This window comes from Pseudomonas sp. P106(2024), assembly GCF_057480815.1.
Window position 1 is genome coordinate 26,622 of record NZ_JBLIYU010000007.1, and the last position, 16,991, is coordinate 43,612.

General features: G+C 63.2%; 22 protein-coding genes. 10 read left to right on the plus strand and 12 right to left on the minus strand.

Annotation, left to right across the window (positions count from 1 at the left end; all coding sequences use genetic code 11):
* Positions 1-256: 256 nt before the first annotated feature.
* From hisC to AC25M7_RS13450, 10 genes are all read right to left on the minus strand, one after another.
* Entirely contained in the window at positions 257-1,306 is a 1,050-nt protein-coding gene (gene hisC, locus AC25M7_RS13405) for a histidinol-phosphate transaminase (protein ID WP_486971137.1), read from the minus strand.
* 2 nt (positions 1,307-1,308) lie between these two features.
* Positions 1,309-2,631 (minus strand): histidinol dehydrogenase, encoded by a 1,323-nt coding sequence (gene hisD, locus AC25M7_RS13410; protein WP_486971138.1) that lies wholly within the window; start codon positions 2,629-2,631, stop codon positions 1,309-1,311.
* A 126-nt stretch (positions 2,632-2,757) separates the two neighbouring features.
* Positions 2,758-3,393: an ATP phosphoribosyltransferase gene (hisG, locus tag AC25M7_RS13415; RefSeq protein WP_011532429.1), complete on the minus strand. Its 636-nt coding sequence runs from the start codon at positions 3,391-3,393 to the stop codon at positions 2,758-2,760.
* 85 nt (positions 3,394-3,478) lie between these two features.
* Entirely contained in the window at positions 3,479-4,744 is a 1,266-nt protein-coding gene (murA, locus tag AC25M7_RS13420) for a UDP-N-acetylglucosamine 1-carboxyvinyltransferase (RefSeq protein ID WP_028689667.1), read from the minus strand.
* A 23-nt stretch (positions 4,745-4,767) separates the two neighbouring features.
* On the minus strand, positions 4,768-5,007 hold the full coding sequence (locus tag AC25M7_RS13425; protein ID WP_028689666.1) for a BolA family protein: 240 nt from the start codon (positions 5,005-5,007) through the stop codon (positions 4,768-4,770).
* A gap of 118 nt (positions 5,008-5,125) precedes the next feature.
* Positions 5,126-5,428: an STAS domain-containing protein gene (locus AC25M7_RS13430; protein WP_028689665.1), complete on the minus strand. Its 303-nt coding sequence runs from the start codon at positions 5,426-5,428 to the stop codon at positions 5,126-5,128.
* Positions 5,425-6,078, minus strand: a complete 654-nt coding sequence (locus tag AC25M7_RS13435; protein ID WP_028689664.1) for an MlaC/ttg2D family ABC transporter substrate-binding protein — start codon at positions 6,076-6,078, stop codon at positions 5,425-5,427. The genes AC25M7_RS13430 and AC25M7_RS13435 overlap by 4 nt, the downstream gene beginning before the upstream one ends.
* A gap of 9 nt (positions 6,079-6,087) precedes the next feature.
* A complete protein-coding gene (gene mlaD, locus AC25M7_RS13440; RefSeq protein WP_486971139.1) occupies positions 6,088-6,573 on the minus strand; it encodes an outer membrane lipid asymmetry maintenance protein MlaD in 486 nt (161 codons plus the stop codon).
* Entirely contained in the window at positions 6,573-7,370 is a 798-nt protein-coding gene (mlaE, locus tag AC25M7_RS13445) for a lipid asymmetry maintenance ABC transporter permease subunit MlaE (RefSeq protein WP_028689662.1), read from the minus strand. Before mlaE ends, mlaD begins: the two co-directional genes overlap by 1 nt.
* Positions 7,370-8,179, minus strand: coding sequence for an ATP-binding cassette domain-containing protein (locus AC25M7_RS13450; RefSeq protein WP_028689661.1), 810 nt, complete (start codon positions 8,177-8,179; stop codon positions 7,370-7,372). Before AC25M7_RS13450 ends, mlaE begins: the two co-directional genes overlap by 1 nt.
* Positions 8,180-8,423: 244 nt before the next feature.
* Here AC25M7_RS13450 and AC25M7_RS13455 point away from each other — a divergent pair, with 244 nt between their 5' ends.
* The 10 genes from AC25M7_RS13455 (at position 8,424) to AC25M7_RS13500 (ending at position 15,428) form a co-directional block, all read left to right on the plus strand.
* Positions 8,424-9,398, plus strand: coding sequence for a KpsF/GutQ family sugar-phosphate isomerase (locus AC25M7_RS13455; RefSeq protein WP_028689660.1), 975 nt, complete (start codon positions 8,424-8,426; stop codon positions 9,396-9,398).
* Positions 9,399-9,923: a KdsC family phosphatase gene (locus AC25M7_RS13460; RefSeq protein WP_028689659.1), complete on the plus strand. Its 525-nt coding sequence runs from the start codon at positions 9,399-9,401 to the stop codon at positions 9,921-9,923. It begins immediately after the preceding gene.
* Between the two features lie 8 nt (positions 9,924-9,931).
* The gene (gene lptC, locus AC25M7_RS13465; protein ID WP_028689658.1) at positions 9,932-10,504 is read left to right on the plus strand and encodes an LPS export ABC transporter periplasmic protein LptC; all 573 of its coding nucleotides are present in this window, start codon (positions 9,932-9,934) and stop codon (positions 10,502-10,504) included.
* Positions 10,491-11,015, plus strand: a complete 525-nt coding sequence (gene lptA, locus AC25M7_RS13470) for a lipopolysaccharide transport periplasmic protein LptA (protein ID WP_011532418.1) — start codon at positions 10,491-10,493, stop codon at positions 11,013-11,015. The genes lptC and lptA overlap by 14 nt, the downstream gene beginning before the upstream one ends.
* The gene (gene lptB, locus AC25M7_RS13475) at positions 11,016-11,741 is read left to right on the plus strand and encodes an LPS export ABC transporter ATP-binding protein (RefSeq protein ID WP_011532417.1); all 726 of its coding nucleotides are present in this window, start codon (positions 11,016-11,018) and stop codon (positions 11,739-11,741) included.
* A 173-nt stretch (positions 11,742-11,914) separates the two neighbouring features.
* Positions 11,915-13,414 carry an RNA polymerase factor sigma-54 gene (locus AC25M7_RS13480; protein ID WP_028689657.1) on the plus strand — a complete coding sequence of 500 codons (1,500 nt, stop codon included), beginning with the start codon at positions 11,915-11,917 and terminating at the stop codon, positions 13,412-13,414.
* A 78-nt stretch (positions 13,415-13,492) separates the two neighbouring features.
* A complete protein-coding gene (gene hpf / locus AC25M7_RS13485) occupies positions 13,493-13,801 on the plus strand; it encodes a ribosome hibernation-promoting factor, HPF/YfiA family (protein ID WP_011532415.1) in 309 nt (102 codons plus the stop codon).
* Positions 13,802-13,813: 12 nt separating this feature from the next.
* Positions 13,814-14,278 carry a PTS IIA-like nitrogen regulatory protein PtsN gene (gene ptsN / locus AC25M7_RS13490; RefSeq protein WP_028689656.1) on the plus strand — a complete coding sequence of 155 codons (465 nt, stop codon included), beginning with the start codon at positions 13,814-13,816 and terminating at the stop codon, positions 14,276-14,278.
* A gap of 2 nt (positions 14,279-14,280) precedes the next feature.
* On the plus strand, positions 14,281-15,135 hold the full coding sequence (rapZ, locus tag AC25M7_RS13495) for an RNase adapter RapZ (RefSeq protein WP_028689655.1): 855 nt from the start codon (positions 14,281-14,283) through the stop codon (positions 15,133-15,135).
* Positions 15,136-15,155: 20 nt separating this feature from the next.
* Positions 15,156-15,428 (plus strand): HPr family phosphocarrier protein, encoded by a 273-nt coding sequence (locus tag AC25M7_RS13500; RefSeq protein ID WP_028689654.1) that lies wholly within the window; start codon positions 15,156-15,158, stop codon positions 15,426-15,428.
* Between the two features lie 45 nt (positions 15,429-15,473).
* Here the strand turns inward: AC25M7_RS13500 and AC25M7_RS13505 are convergent, their stop codons facing one another.
* Positions 15,474-16,367: a ZIP family metal transporter gene (locus AC25M7_RS13505; RefSeq protein WP_088852393.1), complete on the minus strand. Its 894-nt coding sequence runs from the start codon at positions 16,365-16,367 to the stop codon at positions 15,474-15,476.
* Between the two features lie 11 nt (positions 16,368-16,378).
* Positions 16,379-16,990, minus strand: coding sequence for a superoxide dismutase (locus tag AC25M7_RS13510; RefSeq protein ID WP_307942705.1), 612 nt, complete (start codon positions 16,988-16,990; stop codon positions 16,379-16,381).
* Position 16,991: the final 1 nt, after the last annotated feature.

The window sequence follows — 16,991 nt, forward strand, 5'->3', positions numbered from 1 at the left end:
CAGCGCGGTCCTCCCGGGAGCAAGGCCGGAGTGAGGGAACCCGGAGCGAAGCGCAGGGCCGGATGAATGGAGCGAGGATTTTTTGGTTCCTTTTTGATCCTTCAAAAAGGGACCCGCCGTAAGGGCGGAAAGGTAAATAAGCGTCGACATCAAAAATGAATGCGCATACAACTTCCAAAACCACCAAACAACAACAAGGGGCGAATCAGAAGTCAAAATAACCAACCCCAATCCGCCCCCAGTCAAACCCCTGAAATCAATTCAAAGCATCAAGCAAAGCCTGGTTCATCTCCGGCGTCCCAACGGTAATCCGCAGGAACTGCGCAATCCGCTCATGTTTGAAGTGCCGAACAATCACCCCCTGCTCACGAAGGCGCGCCGCGATCCCGGCAGCATCCTGCCCGGGATGGCGGGCAAAGATGAAGTTCGCCGCCGAAGGCAACACCTCGAACCCACGCGCCACCAACTCGGCAACCAGCACGTCCCGGCTTTCGATAACCTTGCGGCAGGTCTCATCGAAATACTCACGGTCGTCGAACGCAGCCGCCGCCCCGACAATCGCCATGCGATCCAACGGATAGGAGTTGAAGCTGTTCTTGATCCGCTCCAACGCCTCGATCAGGTCAGGATGTCCCACCGCCAGGCCAACCCTGAGCCCCGCCAGCGACCGTGACTTGGACAAGGTCTGGGTCACCAGCAGGTTGTCGTAGCGATCGACCAGGCTGATAGCCGTCTCGCCACCGAAATCGATATAGGCCTCATCGACCACCACCACCGAATCCCGGTTGGCCTGCAGCAGTTGCTCGACCGCCTCAAGCGGCAACAGGCAACCGGTCGGCGCATTGGGGTTGGGGAAGATGACCCCGGCATTGGGCTTGCTGTAATCAGAAACCCGAATCTGGAACTGCTCATCCAGCGCCACCTGCTCGAACGCGATACCGTACAGGCCGCAATACACCGGGTAGAAGCTGTAGCTCACGTCCGGGAACAGCAGCGGCCCACGGTCATGCTGGAACAGGCCGTGGAAGATGTGCGCCAGCACCTCGTCCGATCCATTGCCAACGAACACCTGCGCCGGCGTCACGCCGTAATACTCGGCCACCGCCTGCTTGAGGCGGTCACCGTTCGGGTCCGGATACAGCCGCAGGTTGTCGTTAAGCTCGCCGCGCATGGCCTCCAGCGCCTTGGGCGACGGTCCATAAGGGTTCTCGTTGGTGTTCAGCTTGACCAGCCGCGCAAGCTTGGGCTGCTCGCCCGGCACGTAAGGCACCAAGTCCTTGACGAAGGGACTCCAGAAACGACTCATGCTCAGTTCCCCTTCTCGTTGAGGATGCGGTATTCGGCGCTGCGCGCATGAGCGGTCAGCGATTCGCCCCGGGCCAGCACCGAAGCGGTGTGACCCAGCTCGGACGCGCCCTGCTCGGAGCAGAAGATGATCGACGAACGCTTCTGGAAGTCATACACGCCCAGTGGCGAAGAGAAGCGCGCAGTGCCGGAAGTCGGCAGCACGTGGTTGGGGCCGGCGCAGTAGTCGCCTAGCGCCTCGCTGGTGTGGCGGCCCATGAAGATCGCGCCGGCGTGGCGGATCTGCGGCAACCAGGCCTGTGGATCAGCCACCGACAGCTCCAGGTGCTCGGGGGCGATGCGGTTTGCCACCTCGATGGCCTGCTGCATGTCACGCACCTGGATCAGCGCGCCTCGGCCGTTGATCGACTTCTCGATGATCTCGGCGCGCTCCATGGTCGGCAGCAGCTTGTCGATGCTGGCGGCCACCCGATCGAGGAACTCGGCATCCGGGCTAACCAGGATGGCCTGGGCGTCCTCGTCGTGCTCGGCCTGGGAGAACAGGTCCATGGCGATCCAGTCCGGATCGGTCTGGCCGTCGCACACCACCAGGATCTCCGAAGGGCCGGCGATCATGTCGATGCCGACCTGGCCGAACACATGGCGCTTGGCGGTGGCCACGTAGATATTGCCCGGACCGACGATCTTGTCGACTTGCGGCACGCTTTCGGTGCCGTAGGCCAAGGCCGCGACCGCCTGGGCGCCACCGAGGGTGAACACCCGGTCGACCCCGGCGATGCAGGCCGCGGCCAGCACCAGCTCGTTGACCTCGCCACGCGGGGTCGGCACGACCATCACCACCTCGGCCACACCGGCGACCTTGGCCGGAATCGCGTTCATCAGCACCGACGACGGGTACGATGCTTTTCCGCCCGGCACGTACAGGCCGGCGCGGTCAAGCGGGGTAACTTTCTGGCCGAGCACAGTGCCGTCGGCCTCGGTGTACTGCCAGGAATCCTGCTTTTGCCGTTCGTGGTAGCTACGCACACGGTTGGCGGCTTTTTCCAGGGCTTCGCGCTGCACCGGGGTAATGCGGGTCAGGGCCAGCTCCAGGCGTGCGCGGTCCAGGATCAGATCATTGATCGATGTGGCATCGACACCGTCGAAACGCTGGGTGAACTCCACCAACGCCGCGTCGCCGCGCTCGCGCACGGCCTTGATGATGTCGAGCACGCGCTGGTTGACCGCGTCATCGGACACGCTTTCCCAGCTCAGCAGATGATCCAGATGTCGGGCGAAATCCTGGTCAGCGGCGTTGAGACGGGCAATTGCAGTGGACACGGTCATGGCGAGGGCCTCGTTATTAGCGGATGTTCAGGCGCCCTAAAGCTACCACTCCATCCGCGCGGGCACCTGAGAAAATTGGCTATGACGCGGATAGACGGGCGCGACAGCGGAGGTCGCGCGCAGAGGTCAGCCGCGGTGTCGCGATTCGACGGCGTTGCGCAGGGTGTCGATCAGGCTCTGGATACGGGCGTGCTGCATTTTCATGGAAGCCTTGTTGACCACCAGGCGCGAGCTGATCGTGGCGATCAGTTCCTGGGGCTCGAGGCCGTTGGCGCGCAGGGTGTTGCCGGTGTCGACCACGTCGATGATCTTATCGGCGAGGTTGATCAGCGGGGCCAGCTCCATGGAGCCGTACAGCTTGATGATGTCGACCTGGCGGCCCTGCTCGGCGTAGTAGCGCTTGGCTACGTTGACGAACTTGGTGGCCACGCGCAGGCGGCCCTTGGGCTCGGGCGCGCCGGTCACGCCGGCGGTCATCAGCTTGCACTGGGCGATCTGCAGGTCCAGGGGCTCGTACAGGCCCTGGCCGCCGTATTCCATCAGCACATCCTTGCCGGCCACACCGAGGTCGGCGGCGCCATGCTCGACATAGGTCGGCACGTCGGTGGCACGCACGATGAGCAGGCGGACATCATCCTGGGTGGTCGGGATGATCAGCTTGCGGCTCTTGTCCGGATTCTCGGTCGGTACAATACCGGCTTCGGCCAGCAGTGGCAGGGTATCGTCGAGAATCCGGCCTTTGGATAGCGCGATGGTCAACATTGGAACGTCGGTCCTTAAGCAGCTATAGCCAGCCGGGCACTGCCCGGCCGCATAAAATTCGGGGCGCGTCCCTGCGCCATGCAGACTAGCCCGGTACGCGACGGATCTTCGCGCCCAGCATCTGCAGTTTTTCCTCAATGCACTCGTAGCCACGGTCAATGTGGTAGATGCGGTCGATCAGGGTGTCGCCTTCAGCGACCAGCGCCGACAGTACCAGGCTGGCGGAAGCGCGCAAGTCGGTGGCCATCACCGGAGCACCTTTGAGCGCCTTGACGCCAGTGACGATGGCGGTGTTGCCCTCGACCTGGATCTGCGCGCCCATGCGGTGCATCTCGTAGACGTGCATGAAGCGGTTTTCGAAGATGGTCTCGATCACCGCGCCGGTGCCTTCGGCGATGGCATTGAGCGAGATGAACTGCGCCTGCATGTCGGTCGGGAACGCTGGGTACGGGGCGGTACGCAGGTTCACGGCCTTCGGACGCTTGCCGTGCATGTCCAGCTCGATCCAATCTTCACCGGTGGTGATATCGGCGCCGGCTTCCTTGAGTTTCTCGAGGACGGCTTCGAGGATGGTCGGATCGGTGTCCTTGACCTTGACGCGGCCGCCGGTCACGGCAGCGGCGACCAGGTAGGTGCCGGTTTCGATACGGTCAGGCATGACCCGGTAGTTGGCCGAGTGCAGGCGCTCGACGCCATCGATGGTGATGGTGTCGGTGCCAGCGCCCTGAATCTTCGCACCCATGGCGATCAGGAAGTTGGCCAGGTCGACCACCTCCGGCTCGCGGGCGGCGTTCTGCAGCACGCTGCGGCCCTTGGCCAGGGCGGCGGCCATCATGATGTTCTCGGTACCGGTGACGCTGACGGTGTCGAAGAAGAAGTGTGCGCCGCGCAGGCCGCCCTCGGGTGCCTTGGCTTTGATGTAGCCGCCTTCAACATCGATTTTCGCACCCATGGCCTCCAGGCCACGGATGTGCAGGTCCACCGGACGCGAACCGATGGCGCAACCGCCCGGCAGCGCCACTTCGGCCTCACCGAAGCGGGCGACCATCGGACCGAGCACCAGGATCGAGGCGCGCATGGTCTTGACCAGCTCATAGGGCGCGACGAGGGTCTTGATGGTGCGCGGATCGATTTCCACCGAGAGCTTCTCGTCGATCACAGGCTCGATGCCCATGCGACCGAACAGCTCGATCATGGTGGTGATGTCGTGCAGGTGCGGCAGGTTGCCGACCGTAACCGGACCATCGGCCAGCAGGGTGGCCGAGAGAATCGGCAGGGCAGCGTTCTTCGCGCCGGAAATGCGGATCTCGCCGTCGAGGCGCGGGCCGCCAGTGATAATCAGTTTGTCCATACGTATCTCGCCGCCAAGTTGGCTCAGGTGCGCTCAGCCCAGGCTGCGCTGCTGAAGAATTTCATGGTTACCGCGTGAATGCTGCCGTTGGCGATCCACGGATTGAGGTGAGCATAGATCGCCTGCTGGCGCTTGACCGGGCTCTGGCCGGCCAGCTCATCGCTGATCACGTTCAACTGGAAGTTGCAGCCTTCGCCTTCAACTTCGACCCGGGTTCCCGGCAATTTCTCTTCCAGAAAGCTTTTGACTTCTACGGCCTGCATGCTCAACCTCGATCGGCGCCCAACGCGCGCGGGTCGGCCATCATACAAAAAAGCCCCTCGCCTGCGAAGCCCATGAGTGGGCGCGCTGACCGAGGGGCCTTTCGCGAACGGCAGGGCATCAGCCTGCCAGCACTTCATCAAGGTCATAGACCCCGGCGATTTCCCGCATATCCTCGGGGATACCGCGCAGTTCCCAGGTCTTGCCGGCCGCCTGCGCATCGCGCATGAAGCCCAGCAGCAACGACAGGCCGACGCTGCTGGACTTCTCCACCGCGGAGCAGTCGAGCACCAGGCGTGGTTCGCGGCACGCCGTGACCAGCGCCTTGCCCTGCTTGCGCAGGGCCGGACCGCTGCGATAGTCCAGCACGCCTGCCAGGGAGAGGACGCCCGGCTCGGCCATGCTCACGGCGGCGTCACTCATTTGACTTCCTTATCCGGCGAGCTGTCCGCCGCTTCCTTGGCCTTGGCCACTTCGCCGGCCCAGCCGTCGATGGTCTTGTCCAGGTTGTTGCCGTTGCGCTGCATGGCGTCCTGGAACTGGTCGCGGAACAGCTTGCCGATGTTGATGCCGTTGACGATGACGTTACGCACCTTCCACTCGCCGTCCAGCTTGACCATGGTGTATTGCACCGGATAGACCGCGCCGTTGGTGCCGGTGATCTTCATGCCGACGCTGGTGCGATCATCACCCTCGGCCTTGGCCGGATCGACGGTGATGCCCTGGTTGTTGTACTCCAGCAAGGCGTTGCCGTAGAACTGCATCAGGCTGCGCTTGAAGTTCTCCTGGAAGCGCTGCATCTGCGCAGGGGTCGCCTTGCGCGAGTACTTGACGGTCATGATGCTCTTGGAAATACCGTCGGCATCGACCACCGGGCCAAGGTTGCTGTTAAGCGCGCTGTAAAAGGCCTCGGGGTTGGCCTTGTACTGCTCCTTGTTGGCCTTCAGGTCGCTGAGCAACTGCGTGGTGGTGCCCTGGATCACATCACGGGCGGATTGCCCCGGCGCCGCCAGGGCCAGCAGGGGGAAGGCCGCCAGCAGAACCAGCAAGCCACGTCGCAGGATCGAAATCATGGAAACTCCTTAATTAGCCGGTTGCGCTTCTTTCGGTTCCTTGCCCACCGAGTTGAGCAGGAACTTGCCGATCAGGTCTTCCAGCACCAGTGCCGACTGGGTGTCGTGGATGGTGCTGCCATCCTTGAGTACCGCGTCCTCGCCGCCCACGCTGATACCGATGTACTTCTCGCCCAGCAGGCCTGCGGTCAGGACCGAGGCAGTGGAGTCGGTCGGCAGGTTGTCGACATGCTTGTCCAGCTGCAGCGTAACCCGGCCAGTGTAGGAATCGCGGTCCAGATCGATGGCCGTGACCTTGCCGATGGTCACACCGGCCATGGTCACCTTAGCTCTGACCGTCAAACCGGCGATATTGTCAAAATAAGCATAAACTTTATACGTGTCGCTGCTCGGGCTGGCCGACAGCCCGCTGACACGCAGGGCCAGCAGCAGCAGCGCCAGGATCCCGGCCAGGAGGAACAGGCCGACACCGATTTCCAGGGTGCGGTTTTGCATCAGAAATCTCCAAACATCAAGGCGGTCAGAATAAAGTCCAGACCCAGGACTGCCAGCGAGGCATAGACCACGGTCTTGGTGGTGGCACGGCTGATCCCTTCTGAGGTGGGCTCACAGTCGTACCCCTGGAATACGGCGATCCAGGTGACGACGAAAGCGAACACCAGGCTCTTGATCAGCCCGTTGATCACGTCGTCGCTGAACGAAACGCTGTTCTGCATGTTGGCCCAGAACGAACCTTCATAGACGCCCAGCCAGTCCACGGCGACCCACGAGCCACCCCAGATGCCGACCACGCTGAAGATAAGCGCCAGCAGCGGCAGCGAGATGAAACCGGCCCACAGCCTGGGGGCGACGATGTACTTGAGCGGGTCGACGCCGATCATCTCCAGGCTCGACAGTTGCTCGGTGGACTTCATGTTGCCGATCTCGGCGGTCAGCGCGGAGCCCGCGCGGCCGGCGAACAGCAAGGCGGTGACCACCGGCCCCAGCTCGCGCAGCAGGGTCAGGGCGACCATTTGCCCCACAGCCTGCTCCGAGCCGTACTTGGTGAGGATGCTGTAGCCCTGCAGGGCCAGTACCATGCCGATGAACACGCCGGACACGACGATGATTGCCAACGACAATACGCCCACCGAGTACAGTTGCTTGACCAGCAGCTGGAAACCGCCGCCGATGCCGCTGCGTCCACCCAGCGAATGGCCGAGGAACAGGCACGAGCGTCCCAGCACGGCCAGTACATCGATGGCCGAACGGCCGAACAGACGGATACGTTCGAGTAAGGATTTTCTGCGCATCAACGCGTCCCCAACAGATCGGCGCGGTAGTCAGGCGCAGGGAAGTGGAAAGGTACCGGGCCGTCCGGGTCGCCTTTCATGAACTGGCGGATGCGCGGGTTGTCCGAGCCCATCAGTTCGTCCGGCGTGCCCTGCCCCAGCACCTGGCCGTCGCCAACCACATAGATGTAGTCGGCGATGCTCGCGGTTTCCGCGAGATCGTGGGAAACCACGATACTAGTGATGCCCAGGGCGTCGTTGAGCAGGCGGATAAGGCGCACCAACACGCCCATGGCGATGGGGTCCTGCCCGACGAACGGCTCGTCGTACATGAGGATCTGCGGATCGAGGGCGATCGCCCGTGCCAGCGCCACGCGGCGCTTCATGCCGCCGGACAACTCGTCGGGCATCAGGTCGATGGCGCCGCGCAAGCCCACGGCCTGCAACTTCATCAACACGATGTCACGGATCATCTCGTCCGACAGCTGCGTATGAACCCGCAGCGGGAAGGCCACGTTCTCGAACACATCCAGGTCGGTGAACAGCGCACCACTCTGAAAGAGCACGCCCATCTGCTTACGCGCGTCGAACAGGTCGCTGCGCGACAGCGCGGGAAGGTTCTGCCCGTTGACCCAGACCTCGCCACCGGACGGGCGCAACTGCGCGCCCATCAGGCGCAGCAAGGTGGTCTTGCCGCATCCCGAAGGCCCCATGATGCCGGTGACCTTGCCGCGGGGAATGCGTATGTCCACGTTGCTGAAAATGCTGCGCGAACCGCGCTTGAAGGTGACACCCTTCAACTCGACCGCGTAGGCGCTATCCACACTCATCTAGACTCCTTGCTAGTGCAGCCTCGTCATGTGGACGCCTGCCTTCATCTTGAAGGCACACAGGTCCCCTGCGGGCCGAATAGCGGCGAACTATAGCACCGCTGATAGGCCCGCCCCAAGGGCGTCCCCCCACTCGTTCAGGCCGCAGACAGGCTGGTGTGGCATCCATATGACATTCGAAGGATGAGCCTTTCACACATTACGGCTATAATCGCCGCCTTTTCATCAGGCATTGCGTTTCAACATGACCCAATCCAGCGAGCTGATCCAATCCGCCCAGCGCACCCTGCGCCTCGAACTCGAGGCCGTGGAGGCCCTGCTGGCCCGCATCGACGGTGACTTCGTCAAGGCCTGCGAGCTGATCCTGGCCAGCAAGGGACGGGTCGTGGTGGTGGGCATGGGCAAGTCGGGGCATATCGGCAACAAGATCGCCGCCACCCTGGCCAGCACGGGCACCCCGGCGTTCTTCGTGCACCCGGCCGAGGCCAGCCACGGCGACATGGGCATGATCACCCGGGACGATGTCATTCTTGCCCTGTCCAACTCCGGCAGCACCGCCGAGATCGTCACCCTGCTGCCGCTGATCAAGCGCCTGGGCATCCAGATGATCAGCCTGACCGGCAACCCGGGCTCGCCCCTGGCCCAGGCCGCCGAGGTCAATCTCGACGCCAGCGTCGCCCAGGAAGCCTGCCCGCTCAACCTGGCGCCGACCTCCTCAACCACCGCCGCGCTGGCGCTGGGCGACGCCCTGGCCATTGCCCTGCTCGAGGCCCGCGGCTTCACCGCCGAGGATTTCGCCTTCTCCCACCCCGGTGGCGCGTTGGGTCGTCGCCTGCTGCTGAAGGTCGAGAACGTCATGCATGCCGGCGAGGAGCTGCCCCTGGTGAAGCGCGGCACCCTGCTCAAGGACGCGCTGCTTGAAATGTCTCGTAAGGGTCTGGGCATGACCGTGGTCCTGGGTGACGACGGCAAGCTCGCCGGCGTGTTCACCGACGGTGACCTGCGCCGCAGCCTGGACCGCAACATCGACGTGCACAAGACCCTCATCGACGAGGTCATGACCGTGCACGGCAAGACCGCCCGCGCCGAGATGCTCGCCGCCGAGGCGCTGAAGATCATGGAAGACCACAAGATCAGCGCGCTGGTGGTCGTCGATCAGGAAGACCGCCCGACCGGCGCCCTGAACATGCACGACCTGCTGCGCGCCGGAGTGATGTAAATGAACCAGGACCTGATGCAACGCGCCAAGGCCATCAAGCTGGCGGTGTTCGACGTCGACGGCGTGCTCACCGACGGCCGCCTGTACTTCCTCGAGGACGGCAGCGAGTTCAAGACCTTCAACACCCTCGACGGCCACGGCATCAAGATGCTCATGGCCGCGGGCGTGACCACCGCGATCATCAGCGGGCGCAAGACCCCGGTGGTCGAGCGCCGGGCGAAGAACCTCGGCATCCCGCACCTGTTCCAGGGCCGCGAGGACAAACTGGTGGTGCTCGACGGCCTGCTCGCCGAACTCAATCTAAGCTATGAACAGGTCGCCTACCTCGGCGACGACCTGCCCGACCTGCCGGTTATCCGCCGCGTCGGCCTGGGCATGGCGGTGCACAACGCCGCGGCATTCGTTCGCCAGCACGCCCATGGCGTTACCCAGGCTCGCGGCGGCGAAGGCGCCGCCCGCGAGTTCTGCGAACTGATCATGCAGGCCCAGGGCACCCTGGACGCTGCCAACGCCCATTACCTGTAAGGCTGCCCATGCTCAGCAAGAAGATCAGAAATGTCGCGCTGCTAGGCGGGATCGCCGCCGTGCTCGTTGCAGTAGGCTATTGGAATATCAGCCCGGAGAGCTTCCTCGACCAGCCGCAGGCCCAGGTCGACCAGAGCGCCATCGACTACTATGCGATCAACGCCCACAGCCTGCAGTTCCTGCCCGACGGCAAGCTGCAGTACGAGATGACCGCCGCCAAGGTCGAGCATTTGAAGGCCAGCGAGGTCACCCTAGTGACCACGCCCGACCTTCACATGTACCGTGGCACCGAGTATCCCTGGCACGTGCAGAGCAAGCGCGCCGAGGTCAATCCGGACGGCACCGAGGTCGAGCTGATCGACGATGTGCGCGTGGCGCGCACCGACGAGAAGCAACGTGAAACCATCATCACCAGCACACGCATGACCGTGTTCCCGCAGAAGCAATATGCGCAGACCGAGCAAGCCGTTAGAATCGACGGCGCCGGTGGCACGACTACGGGCAAAGGAATGAAAGCGTATTTGAAAGAAGGCAGGATGGACCTGCTCTCTAACGTAAGAGGACAGTATGAGGCTCGTTAAAACCATCCCCCTTCTGCTCAGCCTGGGCGTAGCACTGGGAAGCGCGAGCGCCTTCGCCCTGCCGAACGACCGTGACCAGCCGATCCGCATCCAGGCGGACAACGCCCACCTGGACGACAAGCAGGGCGTTGCCACCTATACCGGCGACGTGATCATCACCCAGGGTTCGATGATGATCAAAGGCAACACCGTGACCATGACCCGCGCCGCCTCCGGCGACATCGACGTGGTCACCTCGGTGGGCAACCTGGCCTACTTCGAGCAACAGCAGAGCGCCGCCAAGCCCGACAAGATGAAAGGCTGGGCCGTGACCATCCAGTACCAGGCGCAGAAAGACATGGTGATCCTCACCGATCGCGCCAAGGTCGAGAACGAAGGCAACACCACCGAAGGCGAGAAGATCGTCTACAACACCAAGACCCAGGTGGCTACCGCCGGTCGCGGTGGCAACGTGACTGCACCACGTCAGCGCATCGACATGGTCATTCAACCGAAGAAAAAGGCCGAGTAAATGGCAACCCTCAAAGCCCAGCACCTGGCCAAGAGCTACAAGGGCCGGCAGGTCGTTCGCGACGTCAGCCTGTCCATCGACAGCGGCCAGATCGTCGGCCTGCTAGGCCCCAACGGCGCCGGCAAGACCACCTGTTTCTACATGATCGTCGGCCTGGTCCAGGCCGACCAAGGTCGCGTGCTGATCGACAGCCTCGACGTCAGCCACCAACCCATGCACGGGCGCGCCCAGGCCGGTATCGGCTACCTGCCGCAGGAAGCCTCGATCTTCCGCAAGCTGTCGGTGGCCGACAACATCATGGCCATCCTCGAGACACGCAAGGACCTCGACCGTGACGGTCGGCGCAAGGAGCTGGAAAGCCTGCTGCAGGAGTTCCACATCAGCCATATCCGGGACAACCTCGGCATGAGCCTCTCCGGCGGCGAACGCCGCCGCGTCGAGATCGCCCGTGCCCTGGCCACCGCGCCCAAGTTCATCCTGCTGGACGAACCCTTTGCCGGTGTCGACCCGATCTCTGTCGGCGACATCAAGCAGATTATCCACCACCTCAAGAACAAGGGTATCGGCGTACTGATCACCGACCACAACGTTCGCGAGACCCTGGACATCTGCGAGACCGCCTACATCGTCAACGATGGCCAGCTGATCGCCGAAGGCGACGCCGAGACCATCCTGGCCAACCAGCTGGTCAAGGAAGTATACCTGGGGCACGAGTTCCGACTCTGACCCTGGCCTGCCCGGAGCACTGGCGCAGGCGCCTGTTCGAGGCTTAAGTTGTTACAGTGCTCTAGGCAAACGCTGCAATTTCAGGCATATAACTTGCTTAAAATCGGCGCCCAGGCGCCCTCCGTGTAGTGGATGGCGCATGCGCGCCGGCAACAAGGTATCAAGCCCCAGCCATGAAACCATCGCTCGTCCTAAAAATGGGCCAGCAACTGACGATGACCCCGCAGTTGCAACAGGCCATCCGTCTGCTTCAGCTCTCCACCCTGGACCTCCAGCAGGAAATCCAGGAAGCGCTGGAGTCCAATCCGATGCTCGAACGTCAGGAAGACGGCGAGGACTTCGACAACAGCGACCCGATGGCGGACAACGCCGAGAACAAGCCGGCCGCCGAAGTCCAGGACAACAGCTTCCAGGAAACCAGTACCAGCAGCACCGCGGAAAACCTCGAAGACGGCGAATGGGCCGAGCGCATTCCCAACGAACTGCCGGTCGACACCGCCTGGGAGGACATCTACCAGACCAGCGCCAGTAGCCTGCCGAGCAATGATGACGACGAGTGGGACTTCACCACCCGCACCTCGGTCGGCGAGAGCCTGCAGAGTCACCTGCTGTGGCAGCTCAACCTGGCGCCGATGTCCGACACCGACCGCCTGATCGCCGTCACCCTGATCGACAGCATCAACGGCCAGGGCTACCTGGAGGACTCCCTCGAGGAAATCTGCGCAGGCTTCGACCCGGAACTCGACATCGAGTTGGACGAGGTCGAGGCGGTGCTGCACCGCATCCAGCAGTTCGAACCCGCCGGCATCGGCGCCCGCTCCCTGGGCGAATGCCTGCTGCTGCAACTGCGCCAACTGCCGGCCTCGACGCCTTGGATGGGTGAGGCCCAGCGCCTGGTCACCGACTTCATCGACCTGCTCGGCAGCCGCGACTACAGCCAGCTGATGCGCCGCATGAAGCTCAAGGAAGACGAGCTGCGCCAGGTCATCGAACTGGTGCAGACCCTCAACCCGCGCCCCGGCTCGCAGATCGAGTCCAGCGAGCCCGAGTACGTCGTGCCCGACGTCATCGTGCGCAAGGACAGCGAGCGCTGGCTGGTCGAGCTCAACCAGGAAGCGGTACCGCGCCTGCGGGTCAACCCGCAGTACGCCGGCTTCGTTCGCCGCGCCGACACCAGCGCCGACAACACCTTCATGCGCAACCAGCTGCAGGAAGCGCGCTGGTTCATCAAGAGCCTGCAGAGCCGCAACGAGACGCTGATGAAGGTGGCGACACAGATCGTCGAGCACCAGCGCGGCTTCCTCGACCATGGCGACGAGGCCATGAAGCCGCTGGTGCTGCACGATATCGCCGAGGCGGTGGGCATGCACGAGTCGACCATTTCCCGGGTGACCACACAGAAATACATGCACACCCCGCGCGGCATCTACGAACTGAAATACTTTTTCTCCAGCCACGTGAGCACCGCCGAAGGCGGCGAATGCTCGTCCACGGCGATTCGCGCAATCATCAAGAAACTGGTGGCGGCGGAAAATCAGAAAAAGCCATTGAGTGACAGCAAGATCGCTGGTTTACTGGAGGCACAAGGCATCCAGGTAGCCCGTCGCACCGTCGCCAAGTACCGCGAATCGTTGGGCATCGCCCCATCAAGCGAGCGCAAGCGACTGATGTAGCCCCAGGATGTGCCACAGCGTTTCAGTGGCAGGTGCAAGACCTGCCTCTTTATGCACGGGCAACAAAGGAGAAGCTGTATGCAAGTCAACATCAGTGGACAGCATGTAGAAGTCACCCAACCACTGCGCGATTACGTGCTCGAGAAGCTCGCCCGCGTGGAGGGTCATTTCGACAAGATCACCAATGCGACGGTGATCATGAAGGTCGAGAAGCTGCAGCAGAAGGTGGAAGCCACACTCCAGATTCCCGGTGGCGAAGTCGTCGCCAACGCCGAACACCAAGACATGTACGCGGCGATCGACGCCCTGGCCGACAAACTCGATCGCCAACTGAAAAAACACAAGGAAAAACAGCAAAGCCTGCTGCAAGGCGCAGCCGCCCGCTGATCCCCCTCATCCATGATCCGACTTGAAACCATCCTGACCCCCGGCCGTTCACTCGTGAACGTGCCGGGCGGCAGCAAGAAGCGCGCCCTGGAAAAGGTCGCCACCCTGATCGCCGAGCAAGTACCCGAGCTGGAGATGCAAGATGTCTTCGACAAGCTCATCGCTCGGGAAAAACTCGGCTCCACCGGTTTTGGCAATGGCATCGCCATTCCGCACTGCCGGCTTGTGGGTTGCAGCGCGCCAGTAAGCGCCCTGCTGCACCTGGATGCCCCCATTGATTATGACGCCATCGATGGTGCCCCGGTCGACCTGCTGTTCGTCCTGCTGGTCCCGGAAGCTGCCACCGATGCCCACCTTGAACTGCTGCGCCAGATCGCCAGCATGCTAGATCGCAAGGAGGTCCGCGATCGCCTGCGTGCCGCCGACAGCAGCGAGACCCTTTACCAGGTCGTCCTGGACGTACAGAACGAGCACTGAACATGCGCCTGATCATCGTCAGCGGCCGCTCCGGCTCCGGTAAGAGTACCGCCCTCGACGTGCTGGAAGACAACGGCTACTACTGCATCGACAACCTGCCCGCCGGGCTGCTGCCGCAGCTGGCGGAAAACGCGCTGCTCAACACCGAGCTGCTGCAACCGAAGGTCGCTGTGTCCATTGATGCGCGCAACCTGCCCAGCCACCTGTCACGCTTCCCCGAACTGCTGACAGATGCACGTTCGCGCCATATCCAGTGCGACGTGCTGTACCTGGACGCCGACGAAGACACCCTGCTCAAGCGCTTCTCGGAAACCCGCCGCCGCCACCCGCTGACCAACGACAGCCGTTCGCTGGCCGAGGCGATCCGCGTGGAAAGCGAGCTGCTCGGCCCGATCGCCGACCTCGCCGACCTGAAGATCGACACCACCAGCCTGAACCTCTATCAACTGCGCGATTCGATCAAGCTGCGCCTGCTCAACCAGCCCGAGCCAGGCACCGCGTTCCTGGTCGAGTCATTCGGTTTCAAGCGTGGCATGCCGGTGGACGCCGACCTGGTGTTCGACGTGCGCTGCCTACCCAATCCGTACTGGAAGCCGGAACTTCGTGAGCATTCCGGCCTCGAACAGCCGGTAATTGATTACCTGGCCGCCCAGCCGGACGTCGAGGAAATGTTCCAGGACATCTCCGGCTACCTGCTCAAGTGGCTGCCGCGCTTCGCCGCCAGCAACCGCGCTTACGTCACCATCGCCATCGGCTGTACCGGCGGCCACCACCGCTCGGTGTACATCACCGAACGGCTTGGCCAACTGCTCCAGCAATCCCTGAAAAACGTCCAGGTCCGCCACCGCGACCTCTAGCCCACAGGATCCGCCCCACGATGCCCGCCCGCGAAATCACCATCATCAACAAGCTGGGCCTGCATGCGCGGGCGGCCGCCAAGTTCGTCGGCGTGGCCGGTCGCTTTCCCTGCCAGGTACGGGTCGGCCGCGCACCGGACAAGCTGGTGGACGGCAAGAGCATCATGGCGGTGATGATGCTCGCCGCCGGCAAGGGCACGCCGGTGCACCTGCACACCGAGGGCGAACAGGACGGTGAGGCCATGGATGCACTGGTCGCGTTGATCGAGAACTTCTTCGACGAAGGCGAGTAAGCGCCGTTAACGACTGCGCACGCTCCTACAGGGAATGTGCCGGGCTCAAGACAGCGCCGTGTCCATCACCATCATCAGGCAGAACCCGGCACACAGCCCCAGGCTCGCCAGGCGGTGATGCCCGTTGCTGCGCGATTCGGGAATGATCTCCTGGGTCACCACCAGCAGCATCGCCCCCGCCGCACAGGCCAAGCCCAGCGGTAGCAACAGTTCGGCGATGTTCACCAGCCAGGCGCAGATCACCGCGGCCAGCGGTTCGACCAACCCGGACGCCGCGCCGATCAGGAACGCCTTGAACCGCGACATGCCGGCCCCGGCCAGCACCAGCGCGATTACCAGACCCTCCGGCACATCCTGAAGCGCGATGCCCATGGCCAGGCTGTCGGCATCGGGCATGCCACCGCCAGCAGACACGCCAATGGCCATGCCTTCGGGGATGTTATGGGCAATGATGGCGATGACGAACAACCAGATTCGCGCCGCGATCACCGGTTGCTGATCGCTGCCGACCAAGGCCTCTGGCGAAGCACCAGAGACCTTGAGGTCGACCAGGAACAGGCACAGCGCGCCGAACAGCAGGCCGCCGCTGATCAGGCCACCGGCGCCCCACGGGCTGAAACCAATGGATTGGGCCGCATCCAGCCCGGGCATGATCAGCGAGAACGCGGTGGCCGCCAGCATCACGCCGGCACCGAAGCCAAGCAAGGTATCGGCCACGGCCACCGGCATGTTGCGGATCACCAGCACCGGTACCGCGCCCAACGCCGTCCCCAGTGCGCACAATGCGCCGCCCTCAAGGGCACGCAACATGCGCGGTTCCAGGTCCAGCCAGGCGATGCCGCGTGCCACCAACAATGCGGTGCCAACCAGCAACAGCATGGTCCCAAGCGCCAGGCGGAACAGGCGCACACTGCTGACAGACATCACCTCGGCACGCATACCGGTCAGGCTCACTTCAGGGCTTCAAGGTAGCGACGTTCCACTTCGGCCCAGTCGACCACGTTGTAGAAAGCGCCAATGTATTCCGGACGACGGTTCTGATACTTCAGGTAGTAGGCGTGCTCCCACACGTCCAGGCCAAGGATCGGCGTGTTGCCGTGCATCAGCGGGCTGTCCTGGTTGCCGCTGCTCTCAACTACCAGCGTGTTCTGCGGGGTCACGCTCAACCAGGCCCAGCCGCTGCCGAAACGGGTCAGCGCGGCCTTGGTGAAGGCCTCCTTGAACGCCTCGAAGCCGCCGAGCTGCGCATCGATGGCCTTGGCCACCTGCACTGCCGGCTGGCCGCCGCCCTTGGGCGACATGACGGTCCAGAACAGGGTGTGGTTGGCATGCCCACCGCCCTGGTTGATCACCGCGCCCTGGAGCTTCTCGGGCAGTTGCCTGACCGCGCCCACCAACTGCTCCACGGGCCACTCGGCCCACTCGGTGCCCTCGATGGCGGCGTTGAGATTGTTGATATAGGTCTGGTGATGCTTGCTGTGGTGAATCTCCATGGTCTGGGTGTCGATGTGCGGCTCCAGCGCATCGTAGGCATAGGGCAACGCAGGCAAGGTATGCGGCATG